A 19,065-nucleotide genomic window follows, 5' to 3' on the forward strand; every position below is an offset into this window, starting at 1 on the left:
CGGGCACAGCTTGAGGTAAACGTCCCTGATCACGCCATAGTTTCTACCAGGTACCTAGTGCACAAGATAGTGCCTAATTGCCAGCAGAGACCTGGTCTCGCAAGCTAGTGCACATGCGAGCGATCATCCAGAACGAGCTGAACGGCCCTCTCACCCTCAGCGACGTCCCCAAGCCCGCGCCACTGCCGACGGAGGTGCTGGTCAGGGTGCACGCGGCAGGCGTGAACCCGGTCGACTGGAAGACCCGGGCGGGTGGCGGGATGGCCGGGATGCAGACGTTCCCGTTCATCAACGGCTGGGACGTCTCGGGTGTCGTCGAGGAGGTCGGCTTCGGTGTGACGACGCTCAAGCCCGGCGACGAGGTCTACGGCATGCCGCGCTTCCCGCACGCCGCGGGCGCCTACGCCGAGTACGTCACCGCGCCGAGCAGGCACTTCGCCAAGAAGCCGCAGAGCCTCACGCACGTCGAGGCGGGCGCACTCCCGCTGGCCGCGCTCACCGCGTGGCAGATCCTCAAGGACACCGCCGACGTGCAGCCGGGGCAGAAGGTGCTGATCACAGCTGCGGCGGGCGGCGTCGGCCACCTCGCGGTCCAGATCGCGAAGGACCTCGGCGCGTACGTCATCGGTACCGCGCGCGAGCCCAAGCACACGTTCCTGAAGGACCTCGGCGCTGACGAAGTGATCGACTACACGCTGGGCGACTACGCGGGCAACGACATCGACGTCTTCGTCGACCTGGTCGGCGGCGCGTCACCGGAAGCGGTGCGCAGCGGTGGGCTGTTCGTCGGCGTCCCGTCCGGAGTGGACAGCGTGAGCCGCGAGGACATCAGGATCAGCCCGATCCTGGTCGAACCGGACCGCGCGGGACTGGAAGCGATCGCCGCGCTGGTCGACCGAGGCGCGCTCAAGGTTCACGTCGACGCGACGTTCCCGCTGCAGGACGCCGGAAAAGCACATGCCCTGGGCGAGACGGGCCGCACCCAGGGCAAGATCGTGCTGGAAGTCTGACTACCGGCGCCAGGACGTGCGCTTGCGGGCCGCGTCCCACACCAGGCCGCCGACGATGACGACGATCGTGATGATCAGGTAGATGTTCTCGGTGTTGCCGTGGTGGTTGCGGAACACCAGCATCAGGAACAGGAAGACCGCGGAGAGGATGCCACCCCAGCGAACCGCGCCGGGGAGCGAGCCGTGCCAGCCCCACTCGTGCGACGGCTCCTCGTGCGGGTCGACCGCAGGACGCTTCTCCAGTTCCGAGGACGAAGCCACGGTTTCCTCCACTGCTCATCCGGATTACGCGGTCATCGTCGCACATGTTGATGAGCGCGGATGTGTGAGGTCGCGCGCGCTCGGCTGACGAGCGAGGTTGAGCGCCGTTACGCTCAGCGCGGCCCACCCGTCCGATCTTGCGAAGGCGCCTCGACTTGACCGGCTTCTCTCCCGCTGAGGCCTCCACCCCGGACACGTTCGCTCCCGTCGAGATCGGTCTGCACGGGGTGCGCAAACGCTTCTCCGACCAGGTGGCGGTGGACGGCATCTCACTGAACGTCCACGAAGGCGAGTTCTTCTCGGTTCTCGGCCCGTCCGGCTGCGGCAAGACCACGGTCCTGCGCATGATCGCGGGCTTCGTCGACCCCGACGAGGGTCGCATCGAGCTCGACGGCAACGACATGGTGGGCGTCCCTCCGTACCGGCGGGACGTCAACACCGTCTTCCAGTCCTACGCGCTGTTCCCGCACATGTCGGTGTGGGACAACGTGGCGTACGGGCTCAAGCGCAAGAAGATCCGCGGCGAGGAGCTGCGCAAGCGCGTCGGCGAGCACCTCGAACTGGTGCGGCTCTCCCAGTTCGCCAAGCGCAGGCCCACGCAGCTGTCCGGCGGGCAGCAGCAGCGCGTCGCCATCGCCCGTGCGCTCGCCGCTGGTCCACGACTGCTGCTGCTCGACGAGCCGCTCGGCGCGTTGGACGCCAAGCTGCGCAAGGAGCTGCAGATCGAGCTCATGCGCATCCAGCGCGAGGTGGGCACGACGTTCCTCTACGTCACCCACGACCAGGAAGAGGCGCTGGTCCTGTCGCACCGCATCGCCGTGATGAACGCGGGCAAGGTCGAGCAGGTCGGCTACCCGGAGGACGTCTACGAGCGGCCGGCCACCCGGTTCGTCGCGGGTTTCATCGGCACGTCCAACATCCTCGACGCCGAGGTGTCCGGTGTGGACGGTGAGTTCGCCGCGCTGACAGCTCCCGGCGCCACGAACCTGCGCGCCAGGTTCACCGGCGAAGTCAGCCACGGTGCCAAGGTCGCCGCGACCGTGCGTCCGGAGAAGGTGCATCTCTTCAACGAGACCGCCGAGCCGCCGACGGGCTGGTGCGTGCTGCGGGGCGTGGTCCAGGACGTCGTCTACACGGGCGTCTCCACGCAGTTCGTGGTGGACACGCCCGGCGGCGAGCTGGTCGCGTTCGTGCAGAACGCCCAGCGCATCGACGACGCTGGTGCGCCAGGTCAGCCGGTGCGGATGGCCTGGGATCCCGAGTTCACCGTGCTGCTGGACAAATCCGATGGCTGAGCTCCGGATCGCCCGGCTGTGGGACACCGACAGCCCGCGGGTGACCCGGCGCGCGATGCTGGGCTCGATGGCGTACTTCGCGCTCGCCGCGTGCGCTGTCGGTCCGGCGCCGACCAGCAGCGGTGGGGTGAACGCCGCCAAGGCGGTGAACCTGCAGGACGAGCCGAAGCTCAACTTCTACAACTGGACCGACTACATCGCGCCGGAGACGTTGCCGGGCTTCCGGACCGTCACGGGCATCGAAGTCACGTACGACAACTTCTCCACCAACGACGAGATGGAAGCCAAGATCGCGTCCGGTCAGGCCGGCTACGACCTGGTGGTGCCGTCGGACAACTTCCTGCGCCGGTTTCTCAGATCAGGTCTGCTGCAGCCGCTCGATCACGACGCGATCCCGAATCTCGCGAACCTGGAACCGCGCTTCGTCGAGGCGGACTACGACCCCGGCAACAAGTACTCGGTGCCGTGGGCCTGGGGCACCACGGGTCTGGCCTACTCGAAGTCGCAGATCGGCGGCGACGTCACCGGTTTCGACGCCTACGACCTGCCGAACGCCGAGAGTCGCAGCTCGATCCTCGACGAGGCCCGCGACGGCCTGGCGCTCGGCTTGCTCAAGCTCGGCCACGACCCGAACACCACGGACGCGAAGCAGATCGACGAGGCGGCGAACTTCCTGCTGTCGTTGAAGAAGAAGCTCGGGCAGATCACCTCCGACGTGATCGAACCGCTGACCTCGGGCCAGGTGCGGCTGGCGCAGGCGTACTCCGGTGACGCGTTCCAGGCGAAGGCGGCCAACGACGACATCGGTTACGCCATCCCGAAAGAAGGCGGGTTGTCCTATGTGGACCTCCTCGTCATCCCGAAGGACGCGCCGCACGCCGGGAACGCGCACCGGTTCATCGACTACGTCCTCGGTGCGGACACGGGTGCGGCGCTGTCCAACGCGGTGCGCTACGGCAGCCCCAACGCGGCCGCGAAACCGTTGATCGACAAGGATTTGCTCAACGACCCGGTGGTCTACCCGCCGGAGGAACAGCTGAAGAAGCTGCCGTTCACCAAGGACCTCGGCGGCGAGGCCGAAGCCCGGTACGCCGACGCCTGGACGAAGGTCAAGACCGGCTGACTGGAAAGCTCGCCAGGCCCCGGATCGTCACGGAACCGCGGAACGTCACCGGCCCGTTCTGGCGCAGCTCCGGCGCCCGGCGGGCCAGCGTGCGGAACGCCACCTCGCCCTCCATGCGCGCCAGCGTCGCGCCCAGGCAGTAGTGGATGCCGCTGGAGAACGCCAGGTGCTCCGGTTTCTGCACGCGCATGACGTCGAACCGGTGTGGCTCGGGGTAGACCTCCGGGTCGCGGTTCGCCGCCCCGATGATGATGTTGACCATCTGGTCGGTGCCGATCTCGCCGACCGGCTCCTGCGCGATGCGGCCGGTCAGCTGCACCGGCGGCGCCCAGCGCAGGGTCTCCTCGACGACGTCGGGCGCGAGCTGGGGATTGGCCTTGAACAGCGTCCACTGCGCCGGGTGGTCGAGAAGGGCTTTGGCGCCGTTGCCGATCAGGTTCACCGTGGTCTCGAACCCGGCGACGAGCAGCAGCACCAGCGTGCCCATCAGCTCCTGCGCGGTGAGCTTCCGCTCGGCCTCGGCCGCCACCAGCGAGCTGATCACGTCGTCGCCGGGCCGGGCGCGGCGTTCGGTGATGAGCCGCTCGAACAGCGCGAGCACCTGGTCGTTGGCGTGCGCCATCTCCGGCGTGACACCGCTGTCGAACGACGCGGCGACGAGCGCGCCGTAGCCGGCGAACTCGGCGGTGTCCGCGTCGGGGACGCCGAGCAGGTCGCTGATCACCGCGATCGGCAGTGGTGCGGCGAAGTCCCTGATCAGGTCGAACTCGTCGGCGTCGTCGAGCAGCGACTCCGCGACCTTCTCGACGCGGGTCCGGTACTCGTCGATCTTCTTCGGGCTGAACGCGGGCATGGCGAGCCGGCGCAGCCTGGTGTGGTCCGGTGGGTCCAGCTCCAGGAACGACTGCGGCAGCAGCCCGGCGAAACCCGGATAGGTGCCGTCGGTGTACCGCATGCCGAAACGCCGGTCGCGCAGGATCTTGTTCGACAACTTGTGGCTCGTCGTGACCCACTGGCCGCCCGCCTCCACCAGCGGCCCCAGCGCGCGCACCTGCTCGTAGATCGGGTGTGGGTCCTCATGGCCGGTCAACTGTTCGAACATCGCTTACCCCCTCGAACAACGTGGACAGCACGAACCGGGGAGCGTCGAGCGGCGCCAGCTGACCGGCGGCGATCGCCTCCCAGGAGTTGAATAGCCCGCCGTAAAGGGTGCGCAGGATCCACCACGCGGGCAGGTCGCGGCGCAGGCGGGAGCCCTGCAGCCGGGTGATCAGGTCGAGCACTCTCTGGTCCAGTGTGAGGATTCGGGCGTGCAGTGCCACGTCCTGTTCCATTCCGGGAAAGCGCATCAGGAACTCCACCCGCGGGCCGAGTGCGAGCAGCCGCGTGACGAGGTCCTCGACGGCGTCGTCCGCGTGGAAGTCCACTTGGGACAGCACGGACTCGGCGAGGTCCAGCGCGTCGTTCGCGAGCGCCCTGATCAGCGCCGATCGGGTGGGAAAACGCTTGTGGAGTGTGGTCCTGCCGACACCGGCCGCCTTCGCGACGTCGCCCAGCGACGCCGTCGGGTCTCTGAGCAGCACCGATGTGGCGACTTCGAGCAGGTGAACACTATGTTCACAACGGTACACGAATGTTCGCATGGCATGATCTGCGTCTGTGTTGCGACGCTGGCTGAAGGCCAACGCCCTGCTCACGCCCACCGGGCTGTGGCTGGGGATTTTCCTGATCGCGCCGCTCGTGGTCGTCGTCGAGTTCAGCTTCGCCACGCGGGACACGGGTGTCGCCCGTGCGGTGCTGCCGTGGACGACTCAGGCCTACCTGAGGGCGCTCGACCCGGCGTTCCTGCCGATCTTCGGCCGGACCCTGGTCTACGCGGTGGCGACGACGGCCGCCTGTCTGCTGCTGGGTTTCCCGCTGGCGTGGTTCATCGCGCGCTACGGCGGCCGGTATCGCACGGTGCTGCTCGCGGCGGTGCTGATCCCGTTCTGGTCGAGCTATCTCGCGCGGATCTACGCGTGGAAGGCGCTGCTGGACGGCGAGGGCCTGGTCAACACCGTGCTCGGTTGGGTCGGGCTGGGGCGCGACGGTGGCTTTCTGCTCACGCACGGCGCGGTGGTCCTGGGGCTCACGTACGGCTTCCTGCCGTTCATGGTGCTGCCGCTCTACGTGGCGTGCGAGCGGTTCGACTTCCGGCTCGTCGAGGCGTCGTTCGACCTCGGCCACGGGCGGATGTCCACGTTCTTCCGGGTGGTGCTGCCTGGCGTGTTCACGGGCGTGCTGGCCGGCTCGCTGCTGGTGCTGGTGCCCGCGGCGGGTGACTTCGTGACGCCGAAGCTGCTCGGCGGTGTCGACCAGTCGACGTTCGGGTCGGTGATCGACGACCAGTTCCGCGGCGGCAACAACTGGCCACTGGGTTCGGCGATGGCCGTGCTGCTACTCGTATTGGTGGTGCTCGTGCTGCTGCTGCGCGGGCGGCGAGGGGAGGAGGTGCTGTGAACCGTCGTCCGTGGGCGCTCGGGCTCGTCGTGACCTTCGTGTTCCTGTTCCTCTACGCGCCGATCGGGTGGCTGGGGCTCGCGTCGTTCAACTCCTCGCGGTCGCTCAGCAAGATCAGCGGGCTGTCGACGCGGTGGTACGCCGAACTGTTCGACGACGTGCGCGTGCTGGAGTCGTTGCAGCTGACCCTGCAGCTGGCGCTGGTGTCCGCGGTGATCTCGACCGTGATCGGGACGCTGGCGGCGTTCGGGCTGCGGCGGGCGTTCCCCGGCCGCGCGCTGTGGACGGTGCTGCTGTCGCTGCCGCTGGTGGTGCCCGAGGTCGTCATGGGCGTGGCGATGCTGGGGTTCTTCGTGAAGCTGGCCGGGATTCCACTCGGGTTCGGCGCGCTGCTGTTCGCGCACGTGGCGTTCTCGTTGAGCTTCGTGGTCGTCGTCGTGCGGTCGCGAGTGTCCGGAATGGACGTTCGGATGGAGGAGGCCGCGGCGGATCTCGGTGCGTCGCCCTTCGTGGCTTTCCGGACGGTCACGCTGCCGTTGGTGGCGCCCGCGGTGGTCGCGGGAGCGGCGTTCGCGTTCCTGCTGTCGTTCGACGACGTCGTGATCTCCTCGTACCTGACGGGTGTCGGGTCGACGACGCTGCCGGTGTTCGTCTACGCGCAGGCCTCGAAGCGCGGGATCTCGCCGGAGATCGTGGCGCTGTCGACGTTGATGGTGGCGGCGACGGCGGTGCTGCTGATCACCGGTGTGGTGATCGCGTCGTGGCGGGCCCGGAAGGCGGGATCGGCCGCGCGGCTGGTCTAACTCTTCCCGACAGGGCTGTATCTCCGCGCGGGTGCGGAAGACTTCTCCGGTGGTGACACCGGCAGCTCTTTGGGGGCGACGTGCCGCAGTTGCGTGTCCACTTCACCGATCGGGACCTCGCGCACACCCGGTTGAAGCTCGAGACCGACCTGCTGTGGGAGATCCTCAGCAGCGCGCAGATCCTGCAACAACGAGAAGACGACCTGTCGTTCGGTCCGTGGCGGCGGCACGTCCGCGAGCTCGCCGCCCGCGACCAGGACCTGCGGATGGCGTTGCACACCGTGGTGACGATGACGCCGCAGGACCTCGCGCTCGGGCCGCCGCGCCAGGCGTTGCTCGTCTACTACAGGTCCGTGATCGAGCCACATCTACCCGCGATCGAGCACGGGCTGTGCACCGAGGTGGCCGCGGGGATCCAGCAGCACCTGCACCACGGCGCGGAAGGGCTGCTGGGCGTGCTCGGGCCCGCGACCCGCTGGGAACCGCCGGTGCTGTCCGTCGACCACCCGCACGACGTCGACCTGCACCTCGGCGGACGGGGACTCGTGCTGGTGCCGTGCTACTTCGCCGTGCGCCACCAGGTGGTGCTGGGGGATCCGCGGGCGCTGGTGTGCCCGATCCGGCCCGAGTCCCGGCTGAGAGCCGGGCGGGCAGGTGACCACGTGACCGCGCTGCTCGGGGCCACCAGGGCGGCGATCCTGCGGTCGGTGGTCGGCGGGTGCACGACCAGCAGGCTGGCGAAGCAGGTGGGTGTCGCGCCCGCGACGGTGAGCCATCACACCGGAGTGCTGCGCGAGGCCGGGCTCATCGCGACCGAGCGCGAGGAGAACTTCGCCCGGCACGTCATCACACCGCTGGGACTGCGGGTGCTCACCGCGGGACGGTGAGCGCGGCGGTCAGGCGAAGCACTCGTTCATTCCCGAGAGGTGGAGGTGGCCGAGGGCCACCCCGCCGCGTTGAGCGCACTCACTCGACCCGGCGGGATGACCCTCCACGACGTCGGCTAGGAGTTGAAGCACTCGTTACCGGAACTCACCCAGCGGTGGGACCGGACGATGTACTGGGGTCCGGGCACGAACTGCTGGCCTTGGGGTACGTAGTACAGCCAGTGGGTGTAGTTCGCGTTGGCGTACAGGCAGACACCGCTGAAACTCGTGCTGGTGCCCCTGTTGTAGATGGCTTTCACCGTCTGGCTGGACGCCCAGCTGCACACGACGGGCGTGTTCCACCAGTCGTTGTCCCTGTTCAGCCAACTGCAGCGGTTGCGGCTGCCATCGGTGACCGGCCAGACGCAGAGGTTGCTGACGGTGCAGCTCAGAGCCTGCGCCCCGACGCCGGAGCCGGACGTCTGCGCCAAGCCCGTTGCGCCGGGCCGGGCCGCGGCCGTGGAGCTGGTGTCGGCGGTGGCGTTGCCCACCAGGCCGGCCAAGGCCCCGACAACGACCAACAGCACACACAATGCTTTTCTCATCTTTCCCCCTGTGAGAAGTGATGTGCGGGACGCGGAGCATGCCGAGGCCGGCGTCTGCCGGGAGCGTCCTTCGAACCTGGTCGAAGGGCTTCCACGCGGCGCGTCAACTTTCGTCGCGCGAATTCGATACTCCAGCGTGCCGCGCGGACATGGGACGTCTCGTAGCTTGAGGGCGTGATTACTGCTGTGCGGACCAGGGCCGAGGCGTTGCGCGCCGACACCCTGGCCCGGCTCAAGGCGCTGACCCCGGTGCGGGTCCTCGGCGACGCGATCGTGATCCTCGCCGCGGTACTGCTGGACCTGTGGCCAGGACCGTGGGGCGAGCACAAGGCGACCGGCTGGCTGCTCGCCGGGTACATCGCCTGCTACCTGGTGCTGTTGCCGCTGCGGCACGTGTTCCCGGCGGCGGTCATGATCGGCGGCGCGGCGATTCCGTTCCTCGGGCCCGCGTTGATGGTCGTGCTGAGCTACACGGCCGGCCGTCGGATCGAGTCGTGGGTCAAGGCGGTGGTGTCGACCGCGATCACGTTCGTCGTCGTGATCCTGGTGTGGGACTGGGACGCGCGGCCCGTCGACATCGAGCCCGTCTACGGCATGCTCATCCTGATCACGATCTTCGGCGTGGGCGTGGCGCTGCCGTTCCTCGTGGGGCGCTACCTGGCGCAACGCGAGGCGCTGGTGCAGGCGATGCGGGACCGCGAGGCGCGGATGGCGATCGAGCACCGGATGCTCTCCCGGCAGGTGCGCCTGCGGGAGCGCAGCCGCATCGCCCAGGACATGCACGACAGCCTCGGCCACCGGCTGTCGTTGATCTCCGTGCACGCGGGCGCGCTGGCACTCGACCCGTCGCTGGGGGACAAGCAGCGCGAGGCGATCGGCGTGCTGCGCTCGGCGGCGTTGACCGGGATGGAAGAACTCCGGGCGATCATCGGCGTGCTGCGGGCAGAGGACGGCCCTGACGACGACCCCGCCACACGCACCGTGGAGTCCATCGACTCGTTGGTGGGCGACGCGCGCAAGGCCGGCGTCCTGGTGTCGTTGGTGCGTGGTGGGCAGGCGCATCCGTTGCCGTCACGCGTGTCGCACGCGGCGTATCGCGTGGCACAAGAGGGCTTGACCAACGCCGCCAAGCACGCGCCGGGGGCGGCGGTGCAGGTGACGGTGAAGTACGAGCCGGACGCGCTCGTGGTGGAGGTGCGCAACAACCCGTCGCGCAACGACTCATCGGTCCGTGAACCAGGCGTCGGGTTGATCGGGCTCACCGAACGAGTGCGCGTGGCGGGCGGCATCCTGCACGTGGGTGCGCTGCCGTCGGGTGGCTTCCGCATCGCCGCCGTGCTGCCGTACGAGGAGACCGCGCTCCCGGACGAGCCGGAGGACGAGCACGACGAGACGGAGTCGCCGCGGTCGATCCGCAAGTGGGCGGGCGTCGGCTCGATCGCGGGCGCCTCGATCGTGCTGGCCGTCATCATCGGCGGCTTCACCTACCTCGGCGCGCAACCGGTGACCAAGGTGGTGAAGCAGGAGGACCTCGACAAGATCCACGAGGGCCAGTCGGAGGCAGAGGTGATGGCGCTGCTGCCGTCCGGCGACGAACCCCTGATCGGCAACGGCGAGCGCCAGTCGCAGGCCTCGCCCGAACCGCCGGGCGCACGGTGCGTCTACCACGTCACGGACGAGCAGTCGTATCTCGCCAAAGGCACCCGAGTGGTGCGTTTCTGCTTCCGAGACGGCAAGCTGGTGGAGAAGAAGATCCACGTGCAGAGGACTGGTTCATGATCCGGGTGCTCATCGCCGACGACGAGCCGCTGATGCGCGCCGGCATCAAGGCCATCCTCGGCACCGCCGACGACATCGAGCTGGTGGCGGAGGCGGGCGACGGCCGCGAGGCGGTGCAGATCGTCCGCGAGCGCCGCGTCGACGTGGCGGTGCTCGACATCCGCATGCCGCGGATGGACGGCCTGGCGTGCGCGCGCGAGCTGCGGACCGTCGCACCTTCCGTGCGGGTCGTGATGCTGACGACGTTCGGCGAGGACGAGAACATCGTCCGCGCCCTGTCCGACGGCGCCGCGGGCTTCCTGCTGAAGGACTCGGCGCCCGAGGAACTGCTGCGAGCCGTCCGCGCGGTGCACAACGGCGAGGCGTACCTGTCGCCGATGGTCACCTCGCGCGTGGTCGGCATGGTGGCCACGTCCGGGCAGCCGAAGCGGCAGGAGGCGCAGAAGGCCGTCGCCGGGCTGACCGAGCGCGAGGTCGAGGTGCTGGCGCTGCTCGGGCAGGGGATGTCGAACGCGGACGTCGGGGCGAAGCTGCACATGTCCGAGGCGACCGTGAAGACGTACGTGTCGCGGCTGCTCGCGAAGCTGGGGCTGACGAACCGGGTGCAGGCCGCGCTGCTGGCGCGGGACGCGGGGCTCGCGAGCTGATGGTTCCCGCCGATCTGCTGGAAATCGCCGAGGCACTCGTCCCCGGCGCTCGTCTCGGCACCGCACGCCTCGCCGAGAAGGGGAACATGCACCACGTCGTGCTGCTGCCCGGTGTCGCCGCCGTCCGCGTCAGCAAGCGGCCCAGCGGCGCCGCCGAGATGCCGCGCCGGGTCGAGAAGCTCCGCGCCGTCGCGGCGGCAGGGCTGCCGTTCGCCGTGCCGGAAGTGCTCACCCCGGTGACGACGTTCGGCGAACGCACGGCCGTCGCGATCTCGTGGATCGACGGCGACGGACTGCCGGAGGGCATCGGGGATCCGGCGGCGTTCGGCCCGCTCTTCGAGGCACTGCGCGAGGCCGAGATCACGCCGGAGCTCGCGGCCGTGCTGCACGTGCCGCGCCGGTACGCCGACGGCGTGGGATGGGCCGAGATCCTGAACGACGTCGTGCCGCACCTGCCCGCGAAGTGGCGTGACCGGGTCCGGCGCGGGGTAGATGCGCTGCTGGCGTTCGAGGACGTCCCGCCGAGGCTCGTCCACGGCGACCTCGGCGGCCCGAACGTCCACTTCGGCGAGGACGGCAAGCTGGCCGGCGTCCTCGACTGGGACCTGGCGACCCTGTCCGACCCCGCGATCGACGCGGCACTGGTCGCGAGCTGGCACGGCTGGGACGTCCTGCGCGGTGCCACCGATGACGAGACCTACCGGCGTGCGCTGGCCTGGCACAACTCGGTCGGGGCAGAGCACCTGCACGCGGTGCTCGCCGGCAGGCCCTTGGCGCACGGAGCCGGGTTCGTCAGCTCCGTCGTCGCCTGGCTTGAGGAGAGCGAATAGGACGAGAGGCCGTCCGGGGGTCACCCGAACGGCCTCAAACGTCTCGTACGGCTACACGCGGCTTCGCCTACCCGTTACCAGGCGGTAGATGCCGAGCAGGATCAACGACCCGACGATGGCCAGCAGCCACGTACGGAGATCGAAGAACGTGCCGAGGTCGGTCCCGAAGAGCGCGGATCCGATGAATCCGCCGAGGATCGCCCCGACGATGCCGATCAGCATCGTGATGATGATTCCGCCGGGGTCACGGCCAGGCATGATCGCCTTGGCGATGGCGCCGGCCAGCAGACCGAGCACGATCCATCCGAGGATGCCCACGGAGAGTCTCCTTCCATCCGCTTGTCGCGGGAGGAATGCCCCCGAACTGGCGACTTCACGCCTCCAAAACCACTCCGTTATCAAAGTAACGGGCTGTGCCGGGCTCTCAGGCACTCTCCGGAACAATGAGGGGCGATGAGTACTCCACGCACTGTCCTGATCCTGGGCTCGACCGGCTCCATCGGCACCCAGGCGCTCGACGTCATCCGGCGCAACCGCGACCGCTTCCAGGTCGTCGGGCTCGGCGCGGGCGGACGTCAGCTCGACCTGCTGAAAGAGCAGGCAGCCGAGTTCGGCGTCGGCACGGTCGCCGTCGCGAACGGCGCTGACGTACCCGGCGTCAAGACGTTGACCAGCATGGTCGACCTGATCGAGGCCTGCCCCGCGGACGTCGTGCTCAACGGCATGGACGGCTCGCGCGGGCTCGAGCCGTCGCTGAAGGCTCTCGAAACCGGCGCCACCCTCGCGCTCGCCAACAAGGAGTCGCTCATCGCGGGCGGGCCGCTCGTGCTGAAGGCGGCCAAGCCGGACCAGATCGTGCCGGTCGACTCGGAGCACTCGGCGCTCGCCCAGTGCCTGCGCGGTGGCACGGCGCACGAGGTGCACAAGCTGGTGCTGACGGCGTCCGGCGGGCCGTTCCGCGGCAAGACTCGCGCCGAACTGAATGACGTCACGGTGCAGCAGGCCATGGCGCACCCGACGTGGTCGATGGGCCAGGTCGTCACGATCAACTCGGCGAACCTGGTGAACAAGGGGCTCGAACTGATCGAGGCGCACCTGCTGTTCGGCGTGCCCTACGACCGCGTCGACGTCGTGGTGCACCCGCAGTCCATCATTCACTCGATGGTGACCTTCACGGACGGTTCGACGCTGGCCCAGGCGTCGCCGCCGGACATGCGCCTGCCGATCTCACTCGGTCTCTCATGGCCCGAGCGCGTCGCCGGTGCCGCGCCCGCCTGTACCTTTGACACCGCCACCTCGTGGACGTTCGAACCGCTGGACAGCGTCACGTTCCCGGCGGTCGAGCTGGCGCGGCAGGCGGGAACCGCGGGCGGATGCCTGCCCGCGATCTACAACGCCGCGAACGAAGAGGCTCTGGCCGGTTTCGTCGCGGGCAAGACGTCGTTCCTGTCGATCGTGGACACCATCGGCCAGGTTCTCGGCGAGGCGAATGACTGGCACAACGACCCCGCGGACGTCGCGGAGGTCCTGGCCGCCGAGGACTGGGCACGCGCACGTGCCCGCGAGCTGGTTGGAAGGAACTGAACTCTCGTGGCGACATTCATCAACTTCCTCGGGGTGCTGCTGTTCGCGTTCGGCATCGCGGTGTCCATCGCGCTGCACGAGTTCGGGCACCTGCTGACCGCCAAGGCCTTCGGCATGAAGGTCACCCGCTACTTCATCGGCTTCGGCCCGAAGCTCTTCTCGTTCCGCAAGGGTGAGACGGAGTACGGCCTGAAGGCGATCCCGGCCGGCGGCTTCTGCGAGATCACCGGCATGACCGCTCTGGAAGAGGTCCACCCGGACGACCAGCCGCGCGCGTTCTACAAGCAGAAGGTCTGGAAGCGCGTCATCGTCCTGAGCGCGGGCTCGATCACGCACTTCCTGCTCGGCTTCATCATCCTGCTGATCCTCGCGATGTCGCTGGGCCTGCCGAACAACAAGGACGTGCCGGTCCTCGCCCAGGTCTCCGACTGCGTGCAGGACTACACGGTGCCGTTCGACGCGCCGTGCCCCGCCGGCGCCCCGTCCCCGGCCAAGAACGCGGGCCTCAAGGCAGGCGACCCAGATCGTCTCGATCGCGGGCAAGCCGATCGCGACGTGGTCGGACATGCAGAAGGTCACCCGCGACCTCACCGGCCCGAACGAGTTCAAGGTGCTCCGCGACGACAAGGAGATCACCCTCACCGTCGACGTGCCGCGGGTCACCCGGCAGATCTCCGACGGCAAGGGCGGCGTCGAGGTCAAGCAGGTCGGCGCCATCGGCGTGATCGTCCAGCAGGCCTTCACCTACGGCCCGATCGACGCGGTCCCGGCCGCGCTCTCGTTCACCGGCGACATGTTCGTGAACACCTGGAAGGGCCTCATGCGCTTCCCGGAGCGCATCCCGGCGGTGGTCAAGGCCATCGGCGGCGGCGAACGCGACCTGGACACCCCGATCTCGGTGGTCGGCGCCTCCCGCCTGGGCGGCGACGCGGCCGAGCGCGGCCTCTGGGCGTTCTTCATCCTGATGCTCGCGGGCCTGAACTTCTTCGTGGGTGTGTTCAACCTCCTGCCGCTTCTCCCGCTTGACGGTGGTCACATCGCCGTCAACCTCTACGAACGGGTGCGAGACTGGATTCGGAAGCTGCGCGGGAAGCCCGCCGGCGCCCCGGTCAACTACATGCGCCTGTTGCCGCTCACCTACGTGGTCATCTTCATCGGCGGCGCCATCACGCTGCTGACCGTGACCGCCGACATCGTCAACCCGATCAGGTTGCAGTGATTTACGAAAGGTGCAAAACCCATGAGTGACGGCGTGATGCTCGGAATGCCGGCACTGCCGCCGCCGGTGCTGTCGGAACGTCGCAAGACCAGGCAGCTGATGGTGGGCAACGTCGGTGTCGGCAGCGAGTTCCCCGTCTCCGTCCAGTCGATGACGACGACCCTGACGTCGGACGTCAACGCGACGCTGCAGCAGATCGCGGAACTCACCGCGTCCGGCTGCGACATCGTCCGGGTCGCCTGCCCCTCGCAGGACGACGCGGACGCGCTGCCCGCGATCGCCCGCAAGTCGCAGATCCCGGTGATCGCGGACATCCACTTCCAGCCGAAGTACGTCTTCGCCGCCATCGAGGCCGGTTGTGCCGCGGTTCGGGTGAACCCCGGCAACATCCGGAAGTTCGACGACCAGGTCAAGGAGATCGCGGCCGCCGCGAAGGACCACGGCACCCCGATTCGAATCGGGGTGAACGCCGGTTCGCTCGACCCGCGTCTGCTGAAGAAGTACGGCAAGGCCACTCCGGAGGCCCTGGCCGAGTCGGCGATGTGGGAGGCCTCGCTCTTCGCGGAGCACGACTTCCACGACATCAAGATCTCGGTCAAGCACAACGACCCGGTGGTCATGGTGCGCGCGTACGAGCTCCTCGCCGAGCAGTGCGACTACCCGCTGCACCTGGGCGTCACGGAGGCCGGCCCGGCCTTCCAGGGCACCATCAAGTCCGCCGTGGCCTTCGGTGCGCTCTTGCGGCAGGGCATCGGCGACACGATCCGCGTCTCGCTGTCCGCCCCGCCGGTGGAGGAGATCAAGGTCGGCCACCAGATCCTCCAGTCGCTCAACCTGCGCCCGCGCAAGCTGGAGATCGTGTCCTGCCCGTCCTGCGGCCGCGCCCAGGTGGACGTGTACACGCTCGCCGAGCAGGTCACCGCGGGCCTGGAGGGCATGGAGGTGCCGCTGCGCGTCGCCGTCATGGGCTGCGTCGTCAACGGTCCCGGCGAGGCCCGCGAGGCCGACCTGGGTGTGGCGTCCGGCAACGGCAAGGGCCAGATCTTCGTGAAGGGCAAGGTCATCAAGACCGTGCCCGAGCACGCGATCGTGGAGACCCTCATCGAAGAGGCGATGCGCATCGCCGAGGAGATGGAGCCGGTCGAGGGCGAGTCCCCGGCCGTCACCGTCGGCTGAGCCGCAGTTCCTCAAATGCAGTCAGAACTGGGAAAATTCCCGGTTCTGACTGCATTTGCCGTAATTTCGGATCTTCTCGTTGAGAGAATCGTCGTTACCGTAAAGACCTTCCGGCCGTCGCGAAGAACGTGCGCATCGGTTCACCGGGAGGTCCCTGTTGAAACATCGCCGATCCAGGTTGTCCGCAGCGGTACTGGCATTCGCCGTGATCGCGGGGTCGGCGGCGGCCCCCGCGCTCGCGGCGCCCGCTGCCGGACCCACACCGGACACCGCGAACACCGTCACCCTGATCACCGGTGACCAGGTCACCCTCGCGCCCGACGGCCGGGTCGCGCGCGTCCAGCCCGGCGAGGGCCGCAAGAGCGCCCGGTTCTCCGTCTACCGGGGCACCGGCAGGCACACGGTCGTCCTGCCGCACGACGCCATCGCGTTGCTGCGCGCGGACAAGCTCGACCAGAGGCTGTTCGACGTCACGCAACTGCTGGAGTTCGGCTACCGCGACCGGTTGCCGTTGATCATCGGCGGGCACGGCGTGCTCGCGGCGCGAACGGCCCAGAGCTGGGCGGCCCTGCGCACCACGACGGACAAGATCTGGCTGAACGGGCTGCGCAAGCCGACACTCGACCACAGCGTTCCGCAGATCGGCGCCCCCGCCGCGTGGCAGGCGGGCTTCACCGGCAAGGGCGTCAAGGTCGCCGTGCTGGACACGGGCGTCGACGAGAACCACCCCGACCTCAAGGGCAGGCAGCTGGCGGAGCGGAACTTCACCGAAGACCCGGACAACACCGACAACGAGGGGCACGGCACGCACGTCGCCTCCACCATCGCGAGCACCGACGCCAAATACCGCGGTGTCGCGCCGGACGCGCAGATCCTCGACGGCAAGGTCTGCATGGAGACCGGGTGCGAGGAGTCCTGGATCCTCGAAGGCATGCGGTGGGCCGTGGAGAACGGCGCGGACGTCGTGAACATGAGCCTCGGCGGCACCGACGGCCCGGAGATCGACCCGCTGGAGGAAGCGGTCAACCGGCTGTCCGCCCAGTACGGCACGTTGTTCGTGATCGCGGCGGGCAACAGCGGCCGTCCGGAGACCATCGGTTCCCCCGGTTCGGCGGACGCGGCGCTGACCGTCGGCGCCGTCGACCGCGACGACAAGATCGCCTGGTTCTCCAGCCGCGGCCCGCGTACCGGTGACGGCGGGATGAAGCCGGAGATCACGGCACCCGGCGTCGGCATCGTCGCGGCCGAGGCGGGCACGACCGGGCACGTCGCCTACTCCGGCACGTCGATGGCCACCCCGCACGTCGCGGGCGCGGTCGCGTTGCTCAAGCAGCAGCACCCGGAGTGGAAGGGCGCGCAGCTCAAGGCCGCGCTCGCCGGGACGGCGAAACCCGCCCCGAACCAGACGATCTTCGACCAGGGCCTGGGCCGGGTCGATCTGACCAAGGCGATCAAGGCGCAGGTGTTCGCGGACCAGATCACGATCAACTTCGGCACGCAGCAGTGGCCGCACGGTGACGACAAGCCGGTGACGAAGGACATCACCTACGTCAACCCGACCGACCAGGCCGTGACAGCCGACGTGCGGATCGACTCGGACGCGCCGGCCGGCCTGTTCTCGTTGAGCGCCACCAAGATCACCGTGCCCGCCAAGGGCAAGGCGTCGGTGACGGTCACCGGCGACACCAGGGTCGGCACGAAGGACGCGGCGTTCAGCGGGCAGGTCACCGCGACCGCCGACGGGCAGTCCGTGCGCACGCTCGTGAGCATCGACCGCGAGGTCGAGAGCTACGACGTGACGCTGTCGTACATCGAACGCAACGGTGGCGGGCCCGGCACCTACGTCACGTCCGTCGAAGGGCTCGACACCGGGAAGTACCTGCTCCTGTTCGGCCCGGACGGGCCGGGGAAGGTGCGCGTGCCGAAGGGCACCTACGTGACGGAGACCGAGTTCTCCGACGAGGTGGCGCAGAGCGCGGATCTCATCGTCCAGCCGAAGCTCGTGGTCAACGGGGACACCTCGGTCACGTTCGACGCGCGGACGGCGAAGCCGGTCTCGATGACCGCCCCCGAACCCACGACCGACACCGTCGGCGAGGCGACCTTCCGGCGGGTCCTGGGGAACTACGAGGTCGAGCGCACCTCGCTGTCGTCGCCGGCGTTCGGGGACTTCCGCACGGCGCAGATCGGTGGCCCGTTGCCCGCCGACCAGCTGTCGACGCTCTTCATCACGCACAGCGTGGCCGCGGCCGACGACACCACGTTCTACCGCCTGGCGCTGACGGTCGACGGCCGCGTGCCGACCGGCTTCGCGGGGGCGCCGCGCAAGCAGGACCTCGCGCGCGTCGAGCACAAGTTCGGCCCGTTCGCGAAGGACGCCTGGGCCATGGTCGGCGAGTACCCGACGACGGACCGCGGCCTGCGCACCGGCACGGTGATCTACCCGGTGCCGCCGGACAGGACCGCGGTCGAGTTCGTCACCACCAGGAACGTCAGGTGGGAGTCGTACCTGACGGTGCAACCTCCGCCGAACGGCTTCACCACCGTGATGATCTCGAACCTGCGCCGCTACCAGCCGGACCGGTCCTACACCGAACGCGAGTTCTTCGGGGTCTTCGGGCCGTCGCTGTCCAAGATCGTCCCGGACGCCACGCGGACGGGCGGTCACATGTCGTTCATGACGTCCATGACGGCCGACTCGAACGGCGGCTGGGGTGGCGGTCCGGTCGACTCCATCAGGACGACGCTGCACCGCGACGGCGTGCTGGTCGGCGAGTCGCCTGCCCGGATCGCCGATTTCGACGACCTGCCCGCCGCACCCGCCGACTACCGCGCCGAGGTCACCGTCGACCGCTCGGGCTACGCCGATCTCAGCACCAAGGTGTCGGCGGCCTGGACGTTCCGCTCCGGTGCCGGCGCGGGTGACGTCCGCGCCGCCCTGCCGATCTCGGTGGTCAGGTTCACGCCGAAGCTCGACGACAACGACTCGCTGCCCGGCGGCAGGACGCACCGGATCGCGCTGTCGGTGCAGCAGCAGGAGGGCGCCGGCAGGATCCGGCACGTCGACGTCGACTACTCGCTCGACGAGGGCAAGACGTGGCGCCGAGCCCTGGTGATCGGGGACAACGCGTTCATCGACCACCCGGCGGGCGCGGGCACCATGTCCCTGCGCGCCAAGGCCGCGGACTCGCGGGGCAACACCGTCGAGCAATCGGTGATCCGGGCTTACAAGGTCACCTGACGGAACGGTCGTGACGGTGCGGGTGCGCACCGAGTCGGACGGGTTCCCGACGGTGATCGTGACCGTGACGAGCTCGCCGTCCTCCGCCCGGTCCTTCGACCAGAGCGCGGTGATCGTCAGCCTCGGA

Annotated in this window: 17 protein-coding genes and 1 pseudogene; 13 read left to right on the forward strand and 5 right to left on the reverse strand. The window is 68.8% G+C overall.

Annotated elements, in window-relative coordinates:
• Positions 1-113: 113 nt before the first annotated feature.
• On the forward strand, positions 114-1,010 hold the full coding sequence (locus tag ABZX92_RS24105; RefSeq protein WP_355563388.1) for an NADP-dependent oxidoreductase: 897 nt from the start codon (positions 114-116) through the stop codon (positions 1,008-1,010).
• Here ABZX92_RS24105 and ABZX92_RS24110 read toward each other — a convergent pair whose 3' ends face one another.
• Entirely contained in the window at positions 1,011-1,271 is a 261-nt protein-coding gene (locus ABZX92_RS24110) for a DUF2631 domain-containing protein (protein WP_355563391.1), read from the reverse strand.
• 137 nt (positions 1,272-1,408) lie between these two features.
• Between ABZX92_RS24110 and ABZX92_RS24115 the strand changes: the two genes are divergently transcribed.
• Together ABZX92_RS24115 and ABZX92_RS24120 are read left to right on the forward strand one after the other, a co-directional pair.
• Positions 1,409-2,566, forward strand: coding sequence for an ABC transporter ATP-binding protein (locus ABZX92_RS24115; protein WP_355563394.1), 1,158 nt, complete (start codon positions 1,409-1,411; stop codon positions 2,564-2,566).
• On the forward strand, positions 2,559-3,689 hold the full coding sequence (locus ABZX92_RS24120; protein ID WP_355563397.1) for a spermidine/putrescine ABC transporter substrate-binding protein: 1,131 nt from the start codon (positions 2,559-2,561) through the stop codon (positions 3,687-3,689). The genes ABZX92_RS24115 and ABZX92_RS24120 overlap by 8 nt, the downstream gene beginning before the upstream one ends.
• Here ABZX92_RS24120 and ABZX92_RS24125 read toward each other — a convergent pair.
• Positions 3,676-4,791: a cytochrome P450 gene (locus tag ABZX92_RS24125; RefSeq protein ID WP_355563400.1), complete on the reverse strand. Its 1,116-nt coding sequence runs from the start codon at positions 4,789-4,791 to the stop codon at positions 3,676-3,678. The genes ABZX92_RS24120 and ABZX92_RS24125 overlap by 14 nt on opposite strands.
• Positions 4,766-5,272 (reverse strand): TetR/AcrR family transcriptional regulator, encoded by a 507-nt coding sequence (locus tag ABZX92_RS24130; protein WP_355563402.1) that lies wholly within the window; start codon positions 5,270-5,272, stop codon positions 4,766-4,768. Before ABZX92_RS24130 ends, ABZX92_RS24125 begins: the two co-directional genes overlap by 26 nt.
• Before the next feature lie 76 nt (positions 5,273-5,348).
• Between ABZX92_RS24130 and ABZX92_RS24135 the strand changes: the two genes are divergently transcribed.
• The 3 genes from ABZX92_RS24135 (at position 5,349) to ABZX92_RS24145 (ending at position 7,878) form a co-directional block, all read left to right on the forward strand.
• A complete protein-coding gene (locus ABZX92_RS24135; RefSeq protein WP_355563405.1) occupies positions 5,349-6,188 on the forward strand; it encodes an ABC transporter permease in 840 nt (279 codons plus the stop codon).
• Positions 6,185-6,991: an ABC transporter permease gene (locus tag ABZX92_RS24140; RefSeq protein ID WP_355563408.1), complete on the forward strand. Its 807-nt coding sequence runs from the start codon at positions 6,185-6,187 to the stop codon at positions 6,989-6,991. Before ABZX92_RS24135 ends, ABZX92_RS24140 begins: the two co-directional genes overlap by 4 nt.
• 80 nt (positions 6,992-7,071) lie before the next feature.
• Positions 7,072-7,878: a winged helix-turn-helix domain-containing protein gene (locus tag ABZX92_RS24145; protein ID WP_355563411.1), complete on the forward strand. Its 807-nt coding sequence runs from the start codon at positions 7,072-7,074 to the stop codon at positions 7,876-7,878.
• Positions 7,879-7,994: 116 nt separating this feature from the next.
• Here the strand turns inward: ABZX92_RS24145 and ABZX92_RS24150 are convergent, their stop codons facing one another.
• Positions 7,995-8,444: a hypothetical protein gene (locus ABZX92_RS24150; RefSeq protein ID WP_355563414.1), complete on the reverse strand. Its 450-nt coding sequence runs from the start codon at positions 8,442-8,444 to the stop codon at positions 7,995-7,997.
• Positions 8,445-8,636: 192 nt separating this feature from the next.
• Here ABZX92_RS24150 and ABZX92_RS24155 point away from each other — a divergent pair, with 192 nt between their 5' ends.
• From ABZX92_RS24155 to ABZX92_RS24165, 3 genes are read left to right on the forward strand one after another with little or no spacing between them, the layout of a single operon-like run.
• Positions 8,637-10,241 carry a histidine kinase gene (locus ABZX92_RS24155; protein WP_355563417.1) on the forward strand — a complete coding sequence of 535 codons (1,605 nt, stop codon included), beginning with the start codon at positions 8,637-8,639 and terminating at the stop codon, positions 10,239-10,241.
• Entirely contained in the window at positions 10,238-10,888 is a 651-nt protein-coding gene (locus ABZX92_RS24160; RefSeq protein WP_355563420.1) for a response regulator transcription factor, read from the forward strand. Before ABZX92_RS24155 ends, ABZX92_RS24160 begins: the two co-directional genes overlap by 4 nt.
• The gene (locus ABZX92_RS24165; RefSeq protein WP_355563423.1) at positions 10,888-11,718 is read left to right on the forward strand and encodes an aminoglycoside phosphotransferase family protein; all 831 of its coding nucleotides are present in this window, start codon (positions 10,888-10,890) and stop codon (positions 11,716-11,718) included. Before ABZX92_RS24160 ends, ABZX92_RS24165 begins: the two co-directional genes overlap by 1 nt.
• 51 nt (positions 11,719-11,769) lie before the next feature.
• On the opposite strand, the gene ABZX92_RS24170 is transcribed toward ABZX92_RS24165, so the two are convergent.
• On the reverse strand, positions 11,770-12,036 hold the full coding sequence (locus tag ABZX92_RS24170) for a GlsB/YeaQ/YmgE family stress response membrane protein (protein ID WP_355563426.1): 267 nt from the start codon (positions 12,034-12,036) through the stop codon (positions 11,770-11,772).
• A 135-nt stretch (positions 12,037-12,171) separates the two neighbouring features.
• On the opposite strand from ABZX92_RS24170, the gene dxr reads away from it, so the two are divergent.
• The 4 genes and pseudogenes from dxr to ABZX92_RS24190 all read left to right on the forward strand — a co-directional run bounded on the left by dxr (position 12,172) and on the right by ABZX92_RS24190 (position 18,938).
• A complete protein-coding gene (gene dxr, locus ABZX92_RS24175) occupies positions 12,172-13,302 on the forward strand; it encodes a 1-deoxy-D-xylulose-5-phosphate reductoisomerase (protein WP_355563429.1) in 1,131 nt (376 codons plus the stop codon).
• A 6-nt stretch (positions 13,303-13,308) separates the two neighbouring features.
• Positions 13,309-14,521 (forward strand): annotated as a pseudogene (locus ABZX92_RS24180) (site-2 protease family protein).
• 45 nt (positions 14,522-14,566) lie between these two features.
• Positions 14,567-15,697, forward strand: coding sequence for a flavodoxin-dependent (E)-4-hydroxy-3-methylbut-2-enyl-diphosphate synthase (gene ispG / locus ABZX92_RS24185; protein WP_355563441.1), 1,131 nt, complete (start codon positions 14,567-14,569; stop codon positions 15,695-15,697).
• A 205-nt stretch (positions 15,698-15,902) separates the two neighbouring features.
• Positions 15,903-18,938 (forward strand): S8 family serine peptidase, encoded by a 3,036-nt coding sequence (locus ABZX92_RS24190; RefSeq protein WP_355563432.1) that lies wholly within the window; start codon positions 15,903-15,905, stop codon positions 18,936-18,938.
• Positions 18,939-19,065: the final 127 nt, after the last annotated feature.

Source organism: Lentzea sp. NPDC006480, assembly GCF_040611995.1.
In the GTDB taxonomy this organism is placed as follows: Bacteria; Actinomycetota; Actinomycetes; order Mycobacteriales; family Pseudonocardiaceae; genus Lentzea.

Coding starts and splice junctions, on each gene's coding strand:
- ABZX92_RS24120 (WP_355563397.1), top strand. CDS start 2,559: ATGGCTGAGCTCCGGATCGCCCGGCTGTGGGACACCGACAGCCCGCGG.
- ABZX92_RS24160 (WP_355563420.1), top strand. CDS start 10,238: ATGATCCGGGTGCTCATCGCCGACGACGAGCCGCTGATGCGCGCCGGC.
- ABZX92_RS24105 (WP_355563388.1), top strand. CDS start 114: ATGCGAGCGATCATCCAGAACGAGCTGAACGGCCCTCTCACCCTCAGC.
- ABZX92_RS24165 (WP_355563423.1), top strand. CDS start 10,888: ATGGTTCCCGCCGATCTGCTGGAAATCGCCGAGGCACTCGTCCCCGGC.
- ABZX92_RS24125 (WP_355563400.1), bottom strand. CDS start 4,791: ATGTTCGAACAGTTGACCGGCCATGAGGACCCACACCCGATCTACGAG.
- dxr (WP_355563429.1), top strand. CDS start 12,172: ATGAGTACTCCACGCACTGTCCTGATCCTGGGCTCGACCGGCTCCATC.
- ispG (WP_355563441.1), top strand. CDS start 14,567: ATGCCGGCACTGCCGCCGCCGGTGCTGTCGGAACGTCGCAAGACCAGG.